The organism is Bradyrhizobium roseum (assembly GCF_030413175.1).
Lineage (GTDB): Bacteria > Pseudomonadota > Alphaproteobacteria > Rhizobiales > Xanthobacteraceae > Bradyrhizobium > Bradyrhizobium roseum.
On the sequence record NZ_CP129212.1, the window covers coordinates 4,729,467 to 4,746,194 of the forward strand.

Sequence of the window (16,728 nt, forward strand, 5' to 3'; positions counted from 1 at the left end):
CCTTGCTTGAAGTCTCCTTGAAGCATCCACTTTCTTTCTCCCAATCAGCCCTCCGCGGTAATGTAGACTATAAGTCCCATCGCAATCCACACAAAAATGGGACTCAAAGTCCGTGGACCCAAAGTCCCCAACGCGGCCCCCTTCCCCCTATGGAAGACGGGACGAGAATCATTCAGGTAGTGGCAGAGACGGTTCGGCGGGCCCGGAAGGCGGCTGGCCTCTCCCAAGAGGATCTGGCGCTCGAAGCGGACGTCGACCGGACTTACATCTCTCAGGTGGAGCGCGGAAAGCGTAACGTGACGATTGTCGTTTTGGCTCGCATTGCGAAGGCCCTGAAGACGACGCCTGATCGATTGTTGGTGCCAGTGCGGAAAGCGAAGTCCTAGCCACAATTGATCGAAGAGAGCTTTGCGGGAAGACCTAGCGAGCGCTCTGCGCTAGACACATCAATCGAGACGGTGGGGATTAGGCATTACGAGATTCGAAGCAACTCCAAGTCAGTCTCACCTCTGATAATAACCGAAGCTATGTTTAGAGAACTCAGCCTTGCGGATGGTGGGCTTCATGAGATCCTCGGAATCGCAGAGAAATTCCATGTTCTTATGCAAAACTACGCCGAGTTCGAAGCCGCACTCTTCGGCGAGGCATTCAGGGCAGTTATGTTTAACGCCAACGATTGGTCAGAACTGGTGGCGCGACACTTAATAAGTAGGCGCCTGCTAAATCTTCTGTCTTCTACAAGACTGTACCTAGATGCGCTGCCACAACATGGCAAGCGGGTCTTTCAGACTAAGCCAATTTCAGACTAAGCCAAAAGACTTGGCGCGATTGAGATCATCTATCTCCCAGTCCTACGATAGCTCTCTGGGATACCGAGTTATGGAGGCTCTCAGAAACTATGCCCAGCATCGGGATTTGCCCGTACACATTTTGGCTTCGAAGCGCGGGCCCAATAGAAAGGAAGTAGGGCTGGGTTTTCAAGCAGTTCCCAAACTCGATTTGTTGCGGCTCTCGCAGGATCAGGCTTTCAAACGTTCGGTGCTGACGGAATTGGCTCAGTACAAACGTTCTACAGCACTTACGCCCTTCGTGCGAGACTACATAAGGCAGTTGGCAAAGGTACACAGGCAGTTTCGATTTCTGAGTAAGGAATTAAAAGATGATTGGAACGCAACTATCGGACGCGGCCTAGCTGAATTTATTGGTTCAGGACGCTTCAGACGACCTCCGCGCGAGATTTGGGCTGTCGCAAAAGAACAGCATCGCCTAGTTCAGACGATTGACTTGTTTTACTCAGCCCGTTCGTACGGATTGGAAGAAAATACGAGGCAGGTAAGCAAAATTGCGCACCAAAATCTGAGTTGGTAAAGGTCTTGCTGAGATCAACGCGTTGCAAGACGACGCCTGATCGACTGGTGGTGCCGGCGCGGATATCGAAGGGCTGAAGTTACACAGATGCTTGGGAGCCGCGGTCGATCCCTCCCGCAGATCTCACGGGCACGCCGTACCTAGAATTCGTCTCTTGGCTACCTACCTCTTTTTGATTGCATCTAGCGCGCTACGTGGCATAGTTATGCGCATTTAGCGTGTATTTCATTTTCCGGAGGCGGAAATGTCTGAACAGCCTCTAACGAATGGGTCCTCGAAACAGAGGGCTCCTGAATTACCCGGCGGCCTACTAAACCGATTGAAGCAGACATACTGGAACTTGTATCGTTATGTGCGACCGTTGAGCGGCGCCGAAGTCGAGGCAACTATTCAGGCTTGGCGGCAAGACCTGGGACCAAATTCTGCAAGTCCAGAAGGCAACATACGCCCCTTAAGTGTGCCCAATAGATGCTGCGTCATGAACATCCCCGGTGTGGGTGAGAGGTGCAGCATCGAACCATCAAGTGATTACGAGTGCAGACGATTGGCGGAACGTTTCCATCGCGACGCAACCGCAAGATTCTATCCAGCTCCTTGCAGAGCCAATTGCCCACGGCTCAGATGAAGGGATAGCGAATGTCTCCGCGCTGGCAAACGGCAGCAATCCTCGCGCTTCCGGTGATACTTGCAAATTGCGCGTCCGTCGTGCCTCGGTATGACGTTCCCATTGATCCGAACACCGGAAGCCCAACCGTATCATCAATCGTAAGAAGGTTAAAATGCGAACTCGCCAATCTAGTTGCTCCTGGCGCACCGCATGAATTCGAGTTACTCACGGGCCAATATGAAGTCGGCGTACAGCTCGATCTGACCGTCAACGATACAGGTGGTCTCGCGCCGTCGGTGAGTTATGTGAGTGGTCCATTTTCTTTTGGTCTTGGTGCTAAGTTCGAACAATCCAGAGAGCAATTTTTTTCTCAGAAGCTTTTTTTCTCGCTGTTGGATCTCAGAGATGAGATTGATGATAACGAAGCTGCATTCAGAGCCGGGAACAGCAGTGTGAGGCTTACCGACTGTGATGGCTACGCCGATACGAATCTCGCAGGCAACTTGGGGATCAAGCAGGCCGTCGATATGGCGCTTGGATCAAATTACCTAAGGACCACCGCAACTCTCTCAGACCAGGGTGCCTTCGGTGGTTACATCAACTTTCTAGTTACAAAAAATCTCAACTCAGTTGGTCCAATGTGGACGCTGACGCACTTTACCGGACCCGGCGGACTTGGTTCACTTTCGGAGGTCAACACCGATAAGCTGACTTTTGCATTTGCCGTACCAGACGTGCCGCTCACTGCCGAACAGCTCGCCAAGCGCGAGCGAGCAAGGAAGCAAGGAAGGCAGAGACCGGTCACCAGCGTCCAACAGCGACGATCAGCGAATGTAAAAGCGGAGCAGTTATTGCAACAGCTACAGATCAACCAAATCAGCAATCGGTTGAACACCATCCGTGCGCTGCAATGAGGCGAGCCGTGAGCTGACGTAAAGGCCTTCGTAGATCACGCGATACCCAACGTCTGGCGGACCTCTAATTGGTAGCGACATTTGGCCGCGCCAAAAATGCAATGGCCACGGAGCTGATCGCACCCTCAGGCAGGCCGAGTAAATACGGCGCGTCACTGCAAAGCGGCGATTGCAGCCACTGGAAGGAAATCTCTGGCAGGATTAGGTGCTTTCAACCGCCCAAAAGTCTCTCGCACGAGGCCTTGCGGTGTCGCATTGACCTGATACACTTTCTCGTTGATCGTTATAAGCTGAACAATTCAGGTCCGAAGCGTTTGAGGTCATTTAAATGACAGACAGCGTCTTCTTTTCCTGTCCGATTATGAACATGGGAGACAACGGGAGTCTGTATCCCGTAATGCAAGACGAGGCTCGGGAATCACCCGCGCTCGGTGTGTACACACTCGTCGCTTGCCTCCGTTCAAGTGGGATCGATTGTGACGTCGTAGACTGGGTCGCAAGTCCAAGTACATCGATTGAAGATATCGTTACGAAACTGATCCAGTACGACGTAATATTCTTTAGCTGCAACTCAATGAATTGGGGGACGGTTAAGAGAGTTGCTCATTTGTGCCGCTTATCCAGCCCAGAGGTCAAATTGTGCGTAGGCGGTCCGCATCCAACGCATTTCCCAGAATCGGTACTTTCCTCAAATCTCTTCGACGGATTTTTCCGCGGCGACGCGGACGTCAGCATAGTCCAGATCTACACGGTCATTAAGACTGGCAAATCGAATTCTGCAATCCCAGGATTTGCATTAACTTCAGAAATGGTCGTACCTGACATCCACGTAGAGCACGATGTAGAAAACCTTCGTGTTCTCCCAGACTACGGTTTGATTCCCAAAGGCGCCTTCAAGACGCTTCCCATTGAAACTTCTCGGGGTTGCAAGTTTCAATGTGCATTCTGCTCGATCACATCGATGAAGAACTGGAGGGGACGCTCTGTCGAGCATGCAATAGTTCGGCTCGAACATGCTTATCGATTTTCGGGCCTTACGCGCTACAATATTTTAAGCATCATCGACGACACATTCACCACAGATCACGAACGAATAAATAGTCTATGCGGGCGACTAGATTCAAAATTTCATGAAAGACTAAATTTTGACGCGACGGTAGTGGACATGAGAGATGAAGGTCTCATCGAAGCGCTGGCTCCCTTCGCCCACAATTTTCTAGTAGGGGCCGAGGTCGCAACGAAAAGCGATGCGAAGCTAATTCGTAAAGCCGCAACTCCGGAGTTAATTGAAGAGGCGGCCGTTAAGCTGCTCAAATTCAACATATCTCACAAGGCGGTGTTCAGCTTCATTATTGGATTTCCTTGGCACCACAAAGAACACTGTTTGGAGGTAGTCTCATTTGCGAAGAGATTAATCCTAGACTACGGGGTTCGAGTTTATCTTCAGTGGTACTGGCCGATGCCTGGCTCGGCGATTTGGCACAAGCTTTTCCAAGACAAGAAAGTCGATCTCGATATGCTCGACGAGCCGGGCTTTTTTCTTACCGAAAAATGGTTCTATGGCGTTCGAGCAATGAGTAGACGAGAGATACAAGAGATCGATGAGCGGATAAAGATCGTAAAGATGCTCGTCGATATCGCGGGCGGGCGTTGCGGCGAGGCGTCACTCGAATACTCGAGTCCCTATATCCGGGAGAAGCGTTGGAATGCGCAGAAGTATGCATTTATGAGCTAGCGTTCACTCCGGCAAACCGAAGGAGGCGTTCGATGAAGACGTTCACTATCCCTGGAACAGATATAGAGTATTCCATTTCGGATAAGTTCGCCTCCGCGGAAGTAAAGAAGGTTACGTCATCCATACTTGAAGATGACGCCGCATTCCATCAGTTCAAAAGAGACCCGGTGAAAGGGCTGTCGGACCTGGGCATAGTAGTATCAAAGGAACAGCTCGATAAAATTTCTCCGGCAGTCCTAGGGCAAATATATAGCTCAACGAAGGGAGCGCCCATTCAACAGGCGTCGGTAGCAATGGTAATAACTGCAATTGCTGCATGCATCTACTGACTTCTTCATCGATGCGTGTAGGGCCGGGCCGAACAGCGCCGAGAGCTGGGGTGTGATAGCTAGCGCCTATTACACTCCACGGGATCAGCTACGAGGCATTAACTACACGAGAAACGGCCAACGGAAGGCAAACGTCATAATTGCCGTTTTAGCTCGCAGGTCCTGAAGCCCACGACTGGTTGGTTGGTGAGGTGTAGCAGCAAGTATCGCACTTATCTTTGATAGAGGCTGGAGCTCCTTGGTCCGTTATGCATTGCCGCCTGTCTCATATTGAACAATCCATCGCCGGCATGAAAGTGAAACGCGCCGAATCGTCGACCGCAGCGGTAGGGCTGCGCTTGCGCGAATTCCTTGAGGCGGCAAGCACATCTTGTACCGCTTCGACAGGTACAGTTCGTAGGCTAGTCGCGCCCTTGGGCTCTTCCCAATTCAGCCCTCGGCGACATGACCGATCAGTTCACCGACGTCCACTTGGAGAGAAACAGACAGCAGTCGAACCGCGGGAACGAAGTCTGAAAAACGAAGAATACCCCTACAGAATGGACTCGCGTCGAGCAAGGCCCCAACAAATGTATGGACCATCAACATCATCATATAGCTTGATACAGCACCTTACCGCAGCAGCTCTGGTCTCTATGCTTAAGGTAACCACCTTGAGGCAGGGATAGGTGTTGAGATAGAGCGTCGAGTTGCGACCTCCGGCACTCGCCTTTGGCTCTCGCTTACTGTCATTCGGCCTGCAATATTGACCCCCTAAGCCGGGGGATCGGCGTCCAAAATTGACCCCCTACAGGTTGGTCTGTTGCGCTGCCTGCTTTGTCATGAAGCAGGTGGTCGGGGATGCTGGTCGTGGAGACAATTGCCCGGATACGACGCGAGCACTTCATCAAGGGCAAGACGATCAAGGGTATCCCTCCGCCCGAGGCCGTCTTGTTTGATAGACGCGAGGGCTGCAGGTCCTAGGGGTAATCCTAGGAGAAGCGCTATGACGATGTCGCGGGCAGAGGTAGTCACATCGGTCGAGCGGCGGCGCCGGTGGTCGCAGGATGAGAAGGAACGGCTTGTTGCAGCATCGCTCGAGCCCGGAGCCAATGTTTCCGAGGTTGCTCGCACGGCCGGCCTTCATGTGAGCCAGCTGTTCAGGTGGCGCAAAGAGCTTTGCAAGCATGGTGAAGCGAGTACAGCGCCGTTCGTGCCGGTCGAGATTGGACCGTCTTCCCCGCCGCGGGAGGTGACCGAAGCGCCATTGACGCCGACGGCGGCGCGTCGACGGAAGAGCCAGGGCATCATCGAGATTGATCTTGGTAGCGGGCACCGCATCCGGGTCGATGGCGATGTTGATGGAGACGCGCTACGTCGCGTTCTCGATGCTCTGGTACGCCGATGATCCCGGTTCCGACGGGGGCGCGAGTGTGGCTCGCGACGGGCTACACGGACATGCGCCGAGGCTTTCCGTCGCTGGCGCTCCAGGTGCAGGAGGTGCTGCGCAAGGACCCGCTCGGCGGTCATCTGTTCGTGTTCCGCGGTCGCCGAAGCGATCTTGTGAAGGTGATCTGGCACGATGGCCAGGGGGCATGCCTGTTCACCAAAAGACTCGAGAGAGGAAGGTTCATCTGGCCATCGGTTGCGGGCGAAGCAGTGACGATCTCACCGGCGCAGATGAGCTATCTGTTGTCCGGCATCGATTGGCGCAACCCTCAAGAAGCGCTGCGACCAACGCGGGTCGGATAGCCGTTTTACTGTTTGAATCTGCTGCTCGATCTGATTCAATGGCTTCATGATATCGAAGCCGGACGACCTTCCATCGGACCTCGTGAGTGCCCTGGCGGCGCTGCAGGCCGAGCGTGAGGCGCGGCTGCAAGCCGAGGCGGTAGCCGCCAGCGTGCGGGCGGAGCTGTCGGCGAATGAGGCGCTAATCGCGCACCTCGAGCTGCGGATCGAGAGGCTCTCGCGCGAACTGTACGGGCAGCGCTCCGAGCGCACGGCGCGGCTGATCGAGCAATTGGAATTGGAACTCGAAGAGCTCGTCACCACGGCGAGCGAGGATGAGCTTGCCGCGCAGGCCGCGGCGGCGAAAACCCAGGCGGTGCGCGCCTTCACGCGCAAGCGGCCGGTGCGCAAGCCGTGGCCGGACGACATCGAACGCGAGCGCGTCGTCATCGAGGCCCCGACGAGCTGTGCATGCTGCGGCGGTTCGCGCCTGGCGAAGCTGGGCGAGGATGTGACCGAGACGCTGGAGGAGATCCCGCGCCGGTTCAAGCTGATCGAGACGGTGCGGGAAAAGTTCACCTGCCGCGATTGCGAGAAGATCAGCCAGCCGCCGGCGCCGTTCCATGCCACGCCGCGCGGCTTCATCGGCCCGCAATTGCTGGCGACGATCCTGTTCGACAAGTTTGGCATGCATATCCCGCTCAACCGCCAGAGCGTGCGCTTCAAGGCTGAGAGAATCGATTTGCCGCTATCGACGCTGGCCGACCAGGTCGGCCACGGGACCTTCGCCGTCATACCGCTGTTCCAACTAATCGAGCAGCATGTGCTGTCGGCCGAGCGTCTGCATGGCGACGACACCACCATCCGCATCCTGGCCAAGGGCAAGTGCACGACTGGCCGGATCTGGACCTATGTGCGAGATGACCGGCCCTACGGTGGGCCTGCGCCGGCGGCGGCGGTCTATTACGCCTCGAGCGACCGACGAGGTGAGCATCCGCAGAAGCATCTGGCCGCCTTCACCGGCATCCTGCAAGCCGACTGCTACAACGGCTTCGAGCCGCTGTTCGACCCGCAGAAGAAGGTGTTGCCGATCACGCCGGCATTTTGCTTCGCCCATGCGCGGCGGGGATTCTTCGAGCTGGCCGATATCGAGAAAACCGCCCGGGACGGACAGAAAGGCAAACCGGTCTCCCCGATCGCGCTGGAGGCGGTCAGGCGTCTGGACGCCCTGTTCGAGATCGAGCGCGCCATCAACGGCCGCAGCGCCGACGAGCGGCGTGCCGTGCGCCAGGAGAGGAGCAAGCCGCTGCTCGACGACATGCACGCCTGGCTGCTCCGCGAGCGAGAAACCATGTCGCGCTCCTCCGAGGTCCTGAAGCCCATGAATTACATGCTCAGGCGCTGGGACGACTTCGCCCGCTTCCTCGACAATGGCAGGATCTGCCTCAGCAACAACGCCGCCGAAAGAGCGTTGCGCGGCATCGCGTTGGGCAGGCGCAACTGGACCTTCGCTGGCAGTCTGCGTGGCGCTGACCGCGCCGCCATCATGCTGACGATGATCACGACCTGTCGCCTGAACGACGTCGATCCCAAAGCCTGGCTCGCCGACATCCTCGGCCGCATCGCCGATCATCCCGCATCGCGTCTGCACGAACTGCTGCCCTGGGAATGGAAGCTTCTGCGGCAGGCCAGCGAGCCCACCGATCAGCAGGCCGCCTGACCTGCACGCAACGCAATCATAGTGCTCGCCGCGCTGCCGCGCATGCGTCAATCCGGCGGCCTTCGTCGTATGCGTACGATCAAGGAGATCGCCCGGGACCTGAAGGTATCGCGGAACACGGTCCGGAAGGTGCTGAGGTCGGGCGAGACCTCCTTCGAGTACGAGCGTGTTGTCCAACCGCGGCCGAAGCTGGGACGATGGGCAGCAGAACTCGACGGATTGCTGGCAGTGAACGCAGCCAAGGCTGCTCGCGAGCAGTTGACGTTGATCCGGATCTTCGAAGAGCTGCGCGGGCGTGGCTATGATGGCGGTTACGATGCCGTGCGCCGTTACGCCAGACGGTGGAGCAAGGAACGCGGGCAATCGACGGCAGCGGCCTACGTTCCGCTGAGCTTTGCGCCTGGAGAAGCCTATCAGTTCGACTGGAGCCATGAGGTCGTCCTGCTCAATGGCGTGACGGTGATCGTGAAGGCCGCCCATGTCCGGCTCTGCCACAGCCGGATGCTGTTTGTGCGGTGCTACCCGCGCGAGACACAGGAGATGGTGTTCGACGCCCATGACCGGGCGTTCGCTTTGTTCAAAGGCACCTGCGGCCGCGGCATCTACGACAACATGAAGACCGCGGTGGAGACCATCTTCGTCGGCAAAGGGCGTCTCTACAATCGCCGCTTCATGCAGATGTGCAGCCATTACCTGATCGACCCAGTTGCCTGCACGCCAGCGTCGGGCTGGGAGAAGGGCCAGGTCGAGAACCAGGTTGGGCTTGTCCGGGAGCGCTTCTTCACGCCACGGCTGCGGTTCAAAAGCCTCGACGAGCTGAACGCATGGCTGTTGGACAAGTGCATCGCCTACGCCAAGGCGCACCGGCATCCGGAACTGAGTGAACAGACAGTCTGGGAGGTGTTCGAGGCCGAACGGCCAAAGCTCGTTCCCTATGCCGGCCGGTTCGACGGATTCCACGCGGTGCCGGCATCGGTCTCGAAGACCTGCCTGGTGCGCTTCGACAACAACAAATACTCGGTCGCGGCCAGCGCCGTCGGGCGCCCGGTTGAGGTCCATGCCTATGCCGACCGCATCGTGATCCGCCAGGACGGACGCATCGTTGCTGAGCATCCGCGCTCATTTGCCCGCGGCGAGACGATCTACGATCCCTGGCATTACGTCCCGGTGCTGGCTCGCAAGCCCGGTGCCTTGCGTAACGGCGCTCCCTTCAAGGACTGGGTACTGCCGGCGGCAATTGAACGTGTACGGCGCAAGCTCGCCGGTGCCGACGACGGCAATCGGCAGATGGTCGACATCCTCAACGCGGTTCTGACCGACGGCCTGCCCGCCGTCGAGGCGGCTTGTGCCGAGGCGATTGCCCACGGCGTCCATTCCGCCGATGTCGTTCTCAATATCCTGGCCCGCCAGCGTGATCCTGCGCCGCCAGCCAACATCCTTACCCCGGCTGCGCTGACATTGCGCCATGCCCCGATCGCCGATTGTGCCCGCTACGACAACCTCAGGAGAACCAACTAATGGAGCGCACTCAATTGTTCGATCTCATGGGCGAACTCAAGCTCTATGGCATGAAGGCTGCCTTCGACGAGATCATGACGACCGCCGTCAAGCGTCAGCACGAACCCCAGCGCATCGTCGGTGACCTGCTCAACGCCGAGATCAACGAGAAGCAGGCCCGCTCGATCAAGTACCAGCTCACCATTGCCAAGCTGCCGCTCGCCAAGGACCTTGAGGACTTCCAGTTCGAGGGAACACCCATCAACCAGACGCTGGTCAATGACCTCGCCGGCGGCGGCTTCATCGCCCAGCAACGCAACGCCGTGCTGGTCGGCGGCACCGGTACCGGCAAGACCCATCTCGCTATTGCCATCGCCAGAAGCTGCATCCGATCCGGTGCCCGCGGCCGCTTCTACAATGTGGTCGACCTCGTCAACCGCCTGGAGATCGAGACCCGCAACGGACGGCAGGGGCGCATCGCCGACCATTTGACCCGGATGGACTTCATCGTCCTCGACGAGCTTGGCTACCTTCCGTTCGCTCAATCCGGCGGCCAGCTGCTCTTCCACCTCGTCAGCCGGCTCTACGAGCGCACGTCGATCGTCGTCACCACCAACCTTGCGTTCGGCGAATGGCCCAGCGTGTTTGGAGATGCCAAGATGACCACCGCGCTGCTCGACCGCCTGACTCACCATTGTGACATCGTGGAAACCGGAAACGACAGCTGGCGCTTCAAAAGCCGCGACGACGATCACGCAGCCCGCGCTCGCCACGTCTCCGCAACCCCGGCCAGCTCCGACGAGGCGAGCGCTACCGTCAAAACCCGCCGCTCGAAGGGGTCAAAATTGGACGCCGATCCGGGGGCAAATTTGGGAGCCGATTGACAGGACCGCCATCGATCTGCCGACAGGCCCCAAGGAAGCCAAGTCGACCGTCCTTTCCATTGAGGAGGAGGCGATTATCGTCGCTTTCCGGCGGCATACGCTGCTGGCGCTCGATGATTGTCTCTATGCACTGCAGCCGACCATCCCGCGCATCTGACGCGGTCATCCCTGCATCGCTGCCTCCAGCGCCATGGCATCAGCCGATTGCCGGAGGTCGAAGGCAGCAAGCCGTCGAAGAAAAAGTTCAAGGCGTATCCGATCGGCTATTTCCACATCGACATCGCCGAGCTCCAGACCGCCGAAGGCAAGCTCTACCTCTATGTCGCCATCGATCGCACCAGCAAGTTCGCCTTCGTACAGCTAGTCAAGAAGACAGGAAGGACCTCCGCCTCGGCCTTCCTCGAAGCTCTGATCGCGGCCGTCCTCTACAAGATACACACGGTTCTCACCAACAATGGGATCCAGTTCACCTTCCCGCCGCGCTACGCGGACGGCCCGACGGCAAGATGCGCCACACACATGTTCGAAATACGCTGCCAACAGAACGGGATCGAACATCGGCTGACCAAGATCAAGCATCCCTGGACCAACGGTCAGGTCGAGCGCATGAACCGCACGATCAAGGAAGCAACCGTCAAACGCTATCATTACGATCGACACGATTAGCTCGAAGCGCACCTCGCCGACTTCATCGCCGCCTACAACTACGCTCGGCGGCTGAAGGGCCTCACGCCTTACGAATACATCTGCAAATGCTGGACTGCCCAGCCGGAACGATTCAAACTCAACCCGCTCCAGCAAATGCCGGGACTAAACACCTAGGGCCAGCACGCAGAAGCCTATTGACATGCGCACTGTTGCTCGCCTGTATCCGGCGACATGCGGCGCGCCGAGCCTTCCAGCACCTATTTGCCGACTGCGTTCGGCCCCACCAGAGCCGAGATCTCGCCAGCCTTGATCCCGCCGCGCGTGTTGTCGCAAATGACCGACCGTTCGGATAGCCGATAGACAGCGACGATACTGGACGATTGCGACGTCAGGCGCGCCTGCGTAAGAGGTTGAGGACCGCCGCAGCCCTGCGGCGCGCTTCGTCCGCGGTAGCGGTCGCCAGCTTCGACAGGAAGCGCGCAATCGTTTTGTGCTTCATCTCGGTCGGGATTGCTATCGCGGCCGCAACTACATTTGAGATGATGATCATACCGATTGCGACGGTGTGTCCACGATAGCCCAGAACAAACACGGCATACATCAGCGTGTGGTGGATCAGGTACAGCGTGAAGGAATAGCCTGCGCAAAATCGAACTGCAGTAGTAACGCGAGGCGCGGCGATGCGCGTGGCCTGCGAGGCCTGAACCAGAAAAAGAAGGAGTATGGCGAGCGCCAGATAGGAAGTGAACTTATATTCGGCCCGAGCGCCGGTTGACAACAGGTAGCAAGCAATTGAAACGACAACGGCGCCCGCCGCGGCCAGAGCGGGCACCTTGATATGCGGGCTGATGAAATAGACGTAGGAGCCCAGAAGCCACGCAATGAGCAGTCCCTGGCCGACGCCGTCGGCCTTGAGCGGATAGAAAATGTAATGGGAGGGCATCTGGCCGAACAGGATTGCGACCGGAATCAACAGCGGAATCGCGGACGGCTTCCTGCCCATGAAGAAGATGGCAGCGACGAAAAGGTAGATGTGCCACTCTATTGCCAGGGTCCAGAGTGGAGTGGCAGATCCAAATTGCGGCCACTGCGTGATGGAAAACTCGCTCAGACTGCCGCGATAGCTGTCGAACATGGCAAGGTTCGCTAGAAACGTTTGCAGATTATAGGCAAAGGAGATCGAGCGATCGTTGACAAAGTGAAGCACAATGCCGTCGACGATGACCACCAGGAACAGGGCCGGTATCAACCCGGAATAGATGCGAGCTGTCCGTTCGATAAGGAATGTTCCAAAGCCGTATGACGGTTCTTTCGAGCGCTCGATGAGGGTGTAGGTAATCAAGAAGCCGGACAGAATGAAGAACAGCACGACCCCGGTATTGTGAGGGAGCGGCCAGCGTTGACCGAATCCACCTGAGAAAAAGCGAACGGCATGGCCGACACACACCATCTGGGCCGCGCCCGCGCGCAGCACGTCAAGCATCAGGGACGTGTCGTTCTGTTTGGGATCCAAATTAAACATGAGCTGAGCGCGAATTACTCAAGATATAATATTCGCAATGATACTCGCAAAACGTGAATTTGCACAACATAAGCCTTGATCGTATCGTCCTTGCCACGGCAAGCAATTCGCTTCAGACCTAGATCAAGCACCGGCTTGGGCGCTGATCGCGCAGAAGGCAATCGACGCCAGCGGGCAGGTCATTGGGCCCGCGATCACATCGCATGCCGCCCTATTGGTCTCGATGGGTTACGCAAGACGCTTGAGACCTAAGGCGCGAACCTAAGCAGCCATCTTAGCTTTAGACCGCTGATTGCTCGCAGGAACTATTGCCGCGACCGAAATTACGCCTGCGTTGGCGGGCAATGAGGCTTGAATTCTCCAACAATTTTAGCACTGACGAAATTCTCTTGGTCGTGCTGAACGCCAGTCTTGTCTCCACTTCGTCAAAATCGAATAGATCCGGACATCACCAACCGAACCAAACTGTAGCGCCGATAACTGGATCGTACTTGTTCGCGATCTGCACGCCATTGGAGCAACCTGCTTACGTCTACGATTCGCTTGACTGATCAGCAGCACCGTGTACGCTTAGGTAGCATATGTGCATCATATCGACCTTTGCGAGCCGCAGACGCAATCGAGAAATTGAACACATCTCAAAGTAATCACCCGCCCAGGAACTGGAGTTTGAGCAATGCGTTCCTTTTTTCGCTCCAAGATTCATCGGGCCATCGTAACTCAGGCTGACCTTGACTACGAAGGAAGCCTCTCGATCGATCGGCATCTAATGGATCTTGCCGACATCGCCCCCTTTGAGGAAGTTCATGTATGGAACGTTAGTCGCGGCACCAGACTTACGACTTACGCTATAGAGGCTGATCCAGGTAGCGGCATAATATGCTCCAATGGCGCTGCAGCGCATTTGGTTCATGTGGGTGACATCATAATAATCGCGACCTTTCAGATTGCCCGTCGACCGGAGGAGATCGAAGCACCTAGAGTTATTCGCGTTGACAATCACAACAGGTTTATTGGTAGCGAACCGGAATTGGCTGGCCCCGCCTGCAATAAAAAAATGTAGTCGTCCATATTAGCGTCGTGACAACGGCAAACTCCAGTCAACTCATTAAGTCGACAGGGCGACCGTTGACACGCAACTCTGATACATTGCACGAGTAGCGGAGAGTAAACCGAACAACCGGCGCTTGCCCACTCTACGAGTAACAAGATCGTCCAAATTACAAAACGCGGTCCGCATTTTTGCCAGTTCCACGTATTTTGGTCAGCGCACAATAATATCAACCAAGAGACCGGTCTCGGTGGATCCGACAGCCGTCTTTGCAACCTCAATCTTGGCTCCCACCGATCTCAACCATCGCGAGATCGCGCAAAAGAGCAGACATGAGGCTTTCGATTGCACTGTGAAGAAAAAAATGATCTCCCGGAAACATTCTAACGAGCAACGTCTCGCACACATCTTGCCATCGGCTCAAATCTTCTTGGGATACTTCCGGGTCGTCGAGACCACCATAGACGAATATCGGGCACCGCAACTTCACCCGCACCTTGCGCGAATAAGTCTGTGCTGCTCGAAAATCGGCTCGAAGGAACGGCAAGAACAATTCGACTAGAGATTTGTCTGCCAGCAGTTCTTGCGGCGTGCCCCCCAACGCGAGCACCTCCTCGATAAATTCCGATTCTGGCAAGTCGAATGTAGGGCGACGACGCGCTTCACACCATGGCGGGCGACAAGCCGAGGGAAAGAAGCACATTGCTTCAGGACCATTCTCCATTGCCAACCGCTCCAGGACTTCGAGTGCAACGAGCGAACCCATGCTGTGACCAAAAAACGCGAAGGGGACCGTCAACTCCTCTCGCAGATCGGGTAGCAACGCATTCACCAGCTGTGAAAGCTGATCGAAGGGCTTCTCGGATCGTCTGGTTCCACGACCAGGATACTCTACCGACCAGACCTCGACACTTGGTCCGAGTTGTTTTGACCATTCACGAAACACCGCGGCAGATCCACCCGCATATGGAAAGCAAAACAGCCGCATTTTTGCCTCGGCTCTTGGTCGGAATCTAATGAGCCATCGACTGCGCGAATGTAACCTCACTTCACACGACCTCCACTACAGGTGAAATCAATTTCCCCTCGTGGAATCGCAATATCCGATCGGCGATGTCATCGTAGCCCTCGTCATGCGTCAACACGATTACCAACTTTTGCATACGTCGCAGCTCCGGCAAGAACGTCTTATAAAAATATCTCCGGGATACGGCATCCTGATCTGCGGCCCATTCGTCAAAGATATAGATCGTCTTATCTTCCATGACAGCTGCAACAAGCGCTAGGCGCTTTTTCTGACCGCGGGATAAAGCGGTTGTATTCGTGAAACAGTTGTCGCGGATCTCAACTAGCTTGGTTAACCCCCACTGGTTCAAATGTTTCTCACCTTCCATGACATCGCAGGTTCCCTTGAACCACAGACGCTCGAATAGATAGACGTCATCCAGCACTGCGGCGAAATGTTCCCTGTACATTTGTCGGCAGGTCTCGTCGATACTGGTATGCCCAAGGATGATCTCGCCACATGCTGGAACATAAAGACCGGCAACCAGCTTGGCGAACGTGCTTTTTCCACTGCCGTTGCCGCCCGTGACAAAAACAATCTCACCTCGGCTCAATGTGAGATCAACCGGGCCAAATGCGAACCCGGACTCGCCGGGGTACGCGTAGCTCACGCGCCGCAGGCTCAACCGATTCCATTCGATTGGAGGCATCTCGTTGATGGTCCCTCGATCATCCTTTTCGACAGCCGACAAGGAAAGTCCAAGCTCTCTCAGCCTTCGATAGGCGGCTTTCACTTCTCCAAGAGCTGCAAAGGACCCCAGAACTCTTTCCAACGGCCCCATTAAATAAATGAGCGCAAACAGAAATTCGGCTCCGATGTATTCTTGGCCTTGCCGGTCAGCCGTCAAGGCAAACAAACTACATCCGAGCACCGCCAGGAAAATAACCTGGGCGCAATTGGAAGCCATCGTGCCAGCAAGAACAACTTGCGATTTGGCCCTCAAGAATTCCGCTTGCCTCTGTACGAGATCGATCCTGATAAACGCGTCTTTCCGCCCACTGTTCAATTTCAGCTGCTTTAGCCCCGACACCAAGCCATCGAGATTGCGGTACAATCGGTCCCAGGCTCTTCCTGAATTATACGACAGCGCAATCAATCTTCTGAGAAAAAGCCAATGCAAGGGAGCACCGACGAATACAGCGATCGCGATTAACAATGCCCCGATAGGTGTGAGCCAGGCAATGTAGAGCATCAGCGCGATCACCATAGCTATGCTGGTGCAAAGATTCACCAGCGTTGGAATTTCCATGGATACGGCCATCACCTCCTTGGTTAGCCCAGTCAAAAGGCGTGTCTCGCTAACCTTCTCAAGATGATCTAGAGGCGTCGATAAGATTTCTTTTGCGAGTTGCAGCCGTATCTCGGCAATTGCCGTTCTGCTGAGGCGCTCCATGGCGAGCACTGATATCGTCCTGCTCGATATGAGAAAGACACCCAGAAGCACGAAGGTGGCCGGCCAGGCAACACCTGCCAGATAGCGCCCCGCCACCACCTGAAAAACGAATGCAAACAGCGAGACGGTCGCAATACCCGTCAAGCTGCTCACGGTCATTGTTAAACAAAGTAACCACGCCGATCGACGCATGAAGGAACGAGCAAACGGGGAACTGTTTTCTGCTTTTGCCGACGGATCACGACTGCTTTTCATGGTTTTCTAACCGCGTCCTACGCTGAGAA

At 56.1% G+C, this 16,728-nt stretch carries 13 protein-coding genes and 2 pseudogenes; 12 read left to right on the forward strand and 3 right to left on the reverse strand.

Features of this window, described 5'->3' with window-relative positions; all coding sequences use genetic code 11:
- The first annotated feature begins 149 nt into the window (after positions 1-149).
- From QUH67_RS22620 to QUH67_RS22670, 11 genes and pseudogenes are all read left to right on the forward strand, one after another.
- A complete protein-coding gene (locus QUH67_RS22620) occupies positions 150-386 on the forward strand; it encodes a helix-turn-helix domain-containing protein (RefSeq protein ID WP_300941359.1) in 237 nt (78 codons plus the stop codon).
- A gap of 493 nt (positions 387-879) precedes the next feature.
- On the forward strand, positions 880-1,368 hold the full coding sequence (locus QUH67_RS22625) for a hypothetical protein (RefSeq protein WP_300941373.1): 489 nt from the start codon (positions 880-882) through the stop codon (positions 1,366-1,368).
- A gap of 636 nt (positions 1,369-2,004) precedes the next feature.
- Complete coding sequence (locus QUH67_RS22630; RefSeq protein ID WP_300941375.1) at positions 2,005-2,889, forward strand: hypothetical protein; 885 nt, start codon at positions 2,005-2,007, stop codon at positions 2,887-2,889.
- Positions 2,890-3,217: 328 nt separating this feature from the next.
- The gene (locus QUH67_RS22635; protein WP_300941377.1) at positions 3,218-4,624 is read left to right on the forward strand and encodes a B12-binding domain-containing radical SAM protein; all 1,407 of its coding nucleotides are present in this window, start codon (positions 3,218-3,220) and stop codon (positions 4,622-4,624) included.
- 32 nt (positions 4,625-4,656) lie between these two features.
- Positions 4,657-4,953, forward strand: a complete 297-nt coding sequence (locus tag QUH67_RS22640; protein ID WP_300941378.1) for a hypothetical protein — start codon at positions 4,657-4,659, stop codon at positions 4,951-4,953.
- A 985-nt stretch (positions 4,954-5,938) separates the two neighbouring features.
- The gene (gene tnpA / locus QUH67_RS22645; RefSeq protein ID WP_300941380.1) at positions 5,939-6,340 is read left to right on the forward strand and encodes an IS66-like element accessory protein TnpA; all 402 of its coding nucleotides are present in this window, start codon (positions 5,939-5,941) and stop codon (positions 6,338-6,340) included.
- Between the two features lie 23 nt (positions 6,341-6,363).
- Positions 6,364-6,684 carry an IS66 family insertion sequence element accessory protein TnpB gene (gene tnpB, locus QUH67_RS22650; protein ID WP_455423965.1) on the forward strand — a complete coding sequence of 107 codons (321 nt, stop codon included), beginning with the start codon at positions 6,364-6,366 and terminating at the stop codon, positions 6,682-6,684.
- A gap of 46 nt (positions 6,685-6,730) precedes the next feature.
- A complete protein-coding gene (gene tnpC / locus QUH67_RS22655; protein WP_300941384.1) occupies positions 6,731-8,383 on the forward strand; it encodes an IS66 family transposase in 1,653 nt (550 codons plus the stop codon).
- Between the two features lie 42 nt (positions 8,384-8,425).
- Positions 8,426-10,025, forward strand: a pseudogene (gene istA / locus QUH67_RS22660) (IS21 family transposase).
- Positions 9,928-10,764, forward strand: a complete 837-nt coding sequence (gene istB / locus QUH67_RS22665) for an IS21-like element helper ATPase IstB (protein WP_407080342.1) — start codon at positions 9,928-9,930, stop codon at positions 10,762-10,764. The pseudogene istA and the gene istB overlap by 98 nt, the downstream one beginning before the upstream one ends.
- Positions 10,765-10,771: 7 nt before the next feature.
- A pseudogene (locus QUH67_RS22670) lies at positions 10,772-11,586 on the forward strand (IS481 family transposase); the annotation flags it as partial.
- A gap of 214 nt (positions 11,587-11,800) precedes the next feature.
- Here QUH67_RS22670 and QUH67_RS22675 read toward each other — a convergent pair.
- A complete protein-coding gene (locus QUH67_RS22675) occupies positions 11,801-12,895 on the reverse strand; it encodes an acyltransferase family protein (protein ID WP_300941385.1) in 1,095 nt (364 codons plus the stop codon).
- A gap of 715 nt (positions 12,896-13,610) precedes the next feature.
- Between QUH67_RS22675 and panD the strand changes: the two genes are divergently transcribed.
- Entirely contained in the window at positions 13,611-13,997 is a 387-nt protein-coding gene (gene panD, locus QUH67_RS22680; protein ID WP_300941386.1) for an aspartate 1-decarboxylase, read from the forward strand.
- 265 nt (positions 13,998-14,262) lie between these two features.
- On the opposite strand, the gene QUH67_RS22685 is transcribed toward panD, so the two are convergent.
- Positions 14,263-14,973: a thioesterase II family protein gene (locus QUH67_RS22685; protein ID WP_300941388.1), complete on the reverse strand. Its 711-nt coding sequence runs from the start codon at positions 14,971-14,973 to the stop codon at positions 14,263-14,265.
- Between the two features lie 61 nt (positions 14,974-15,034).
- Complete coding sequence (locus QUH67_RS22690; protein ID WP_300941390.1) at positions 15,035-16,699, reverse strand: cyclic peptide export ABC transporter; 1,665 nt, start codon at positions 16,697-16,699, stop codon at positions 15,035-15,037.
- Positions 16,700-16,728 lie beyond the last annotated feature (29 nt).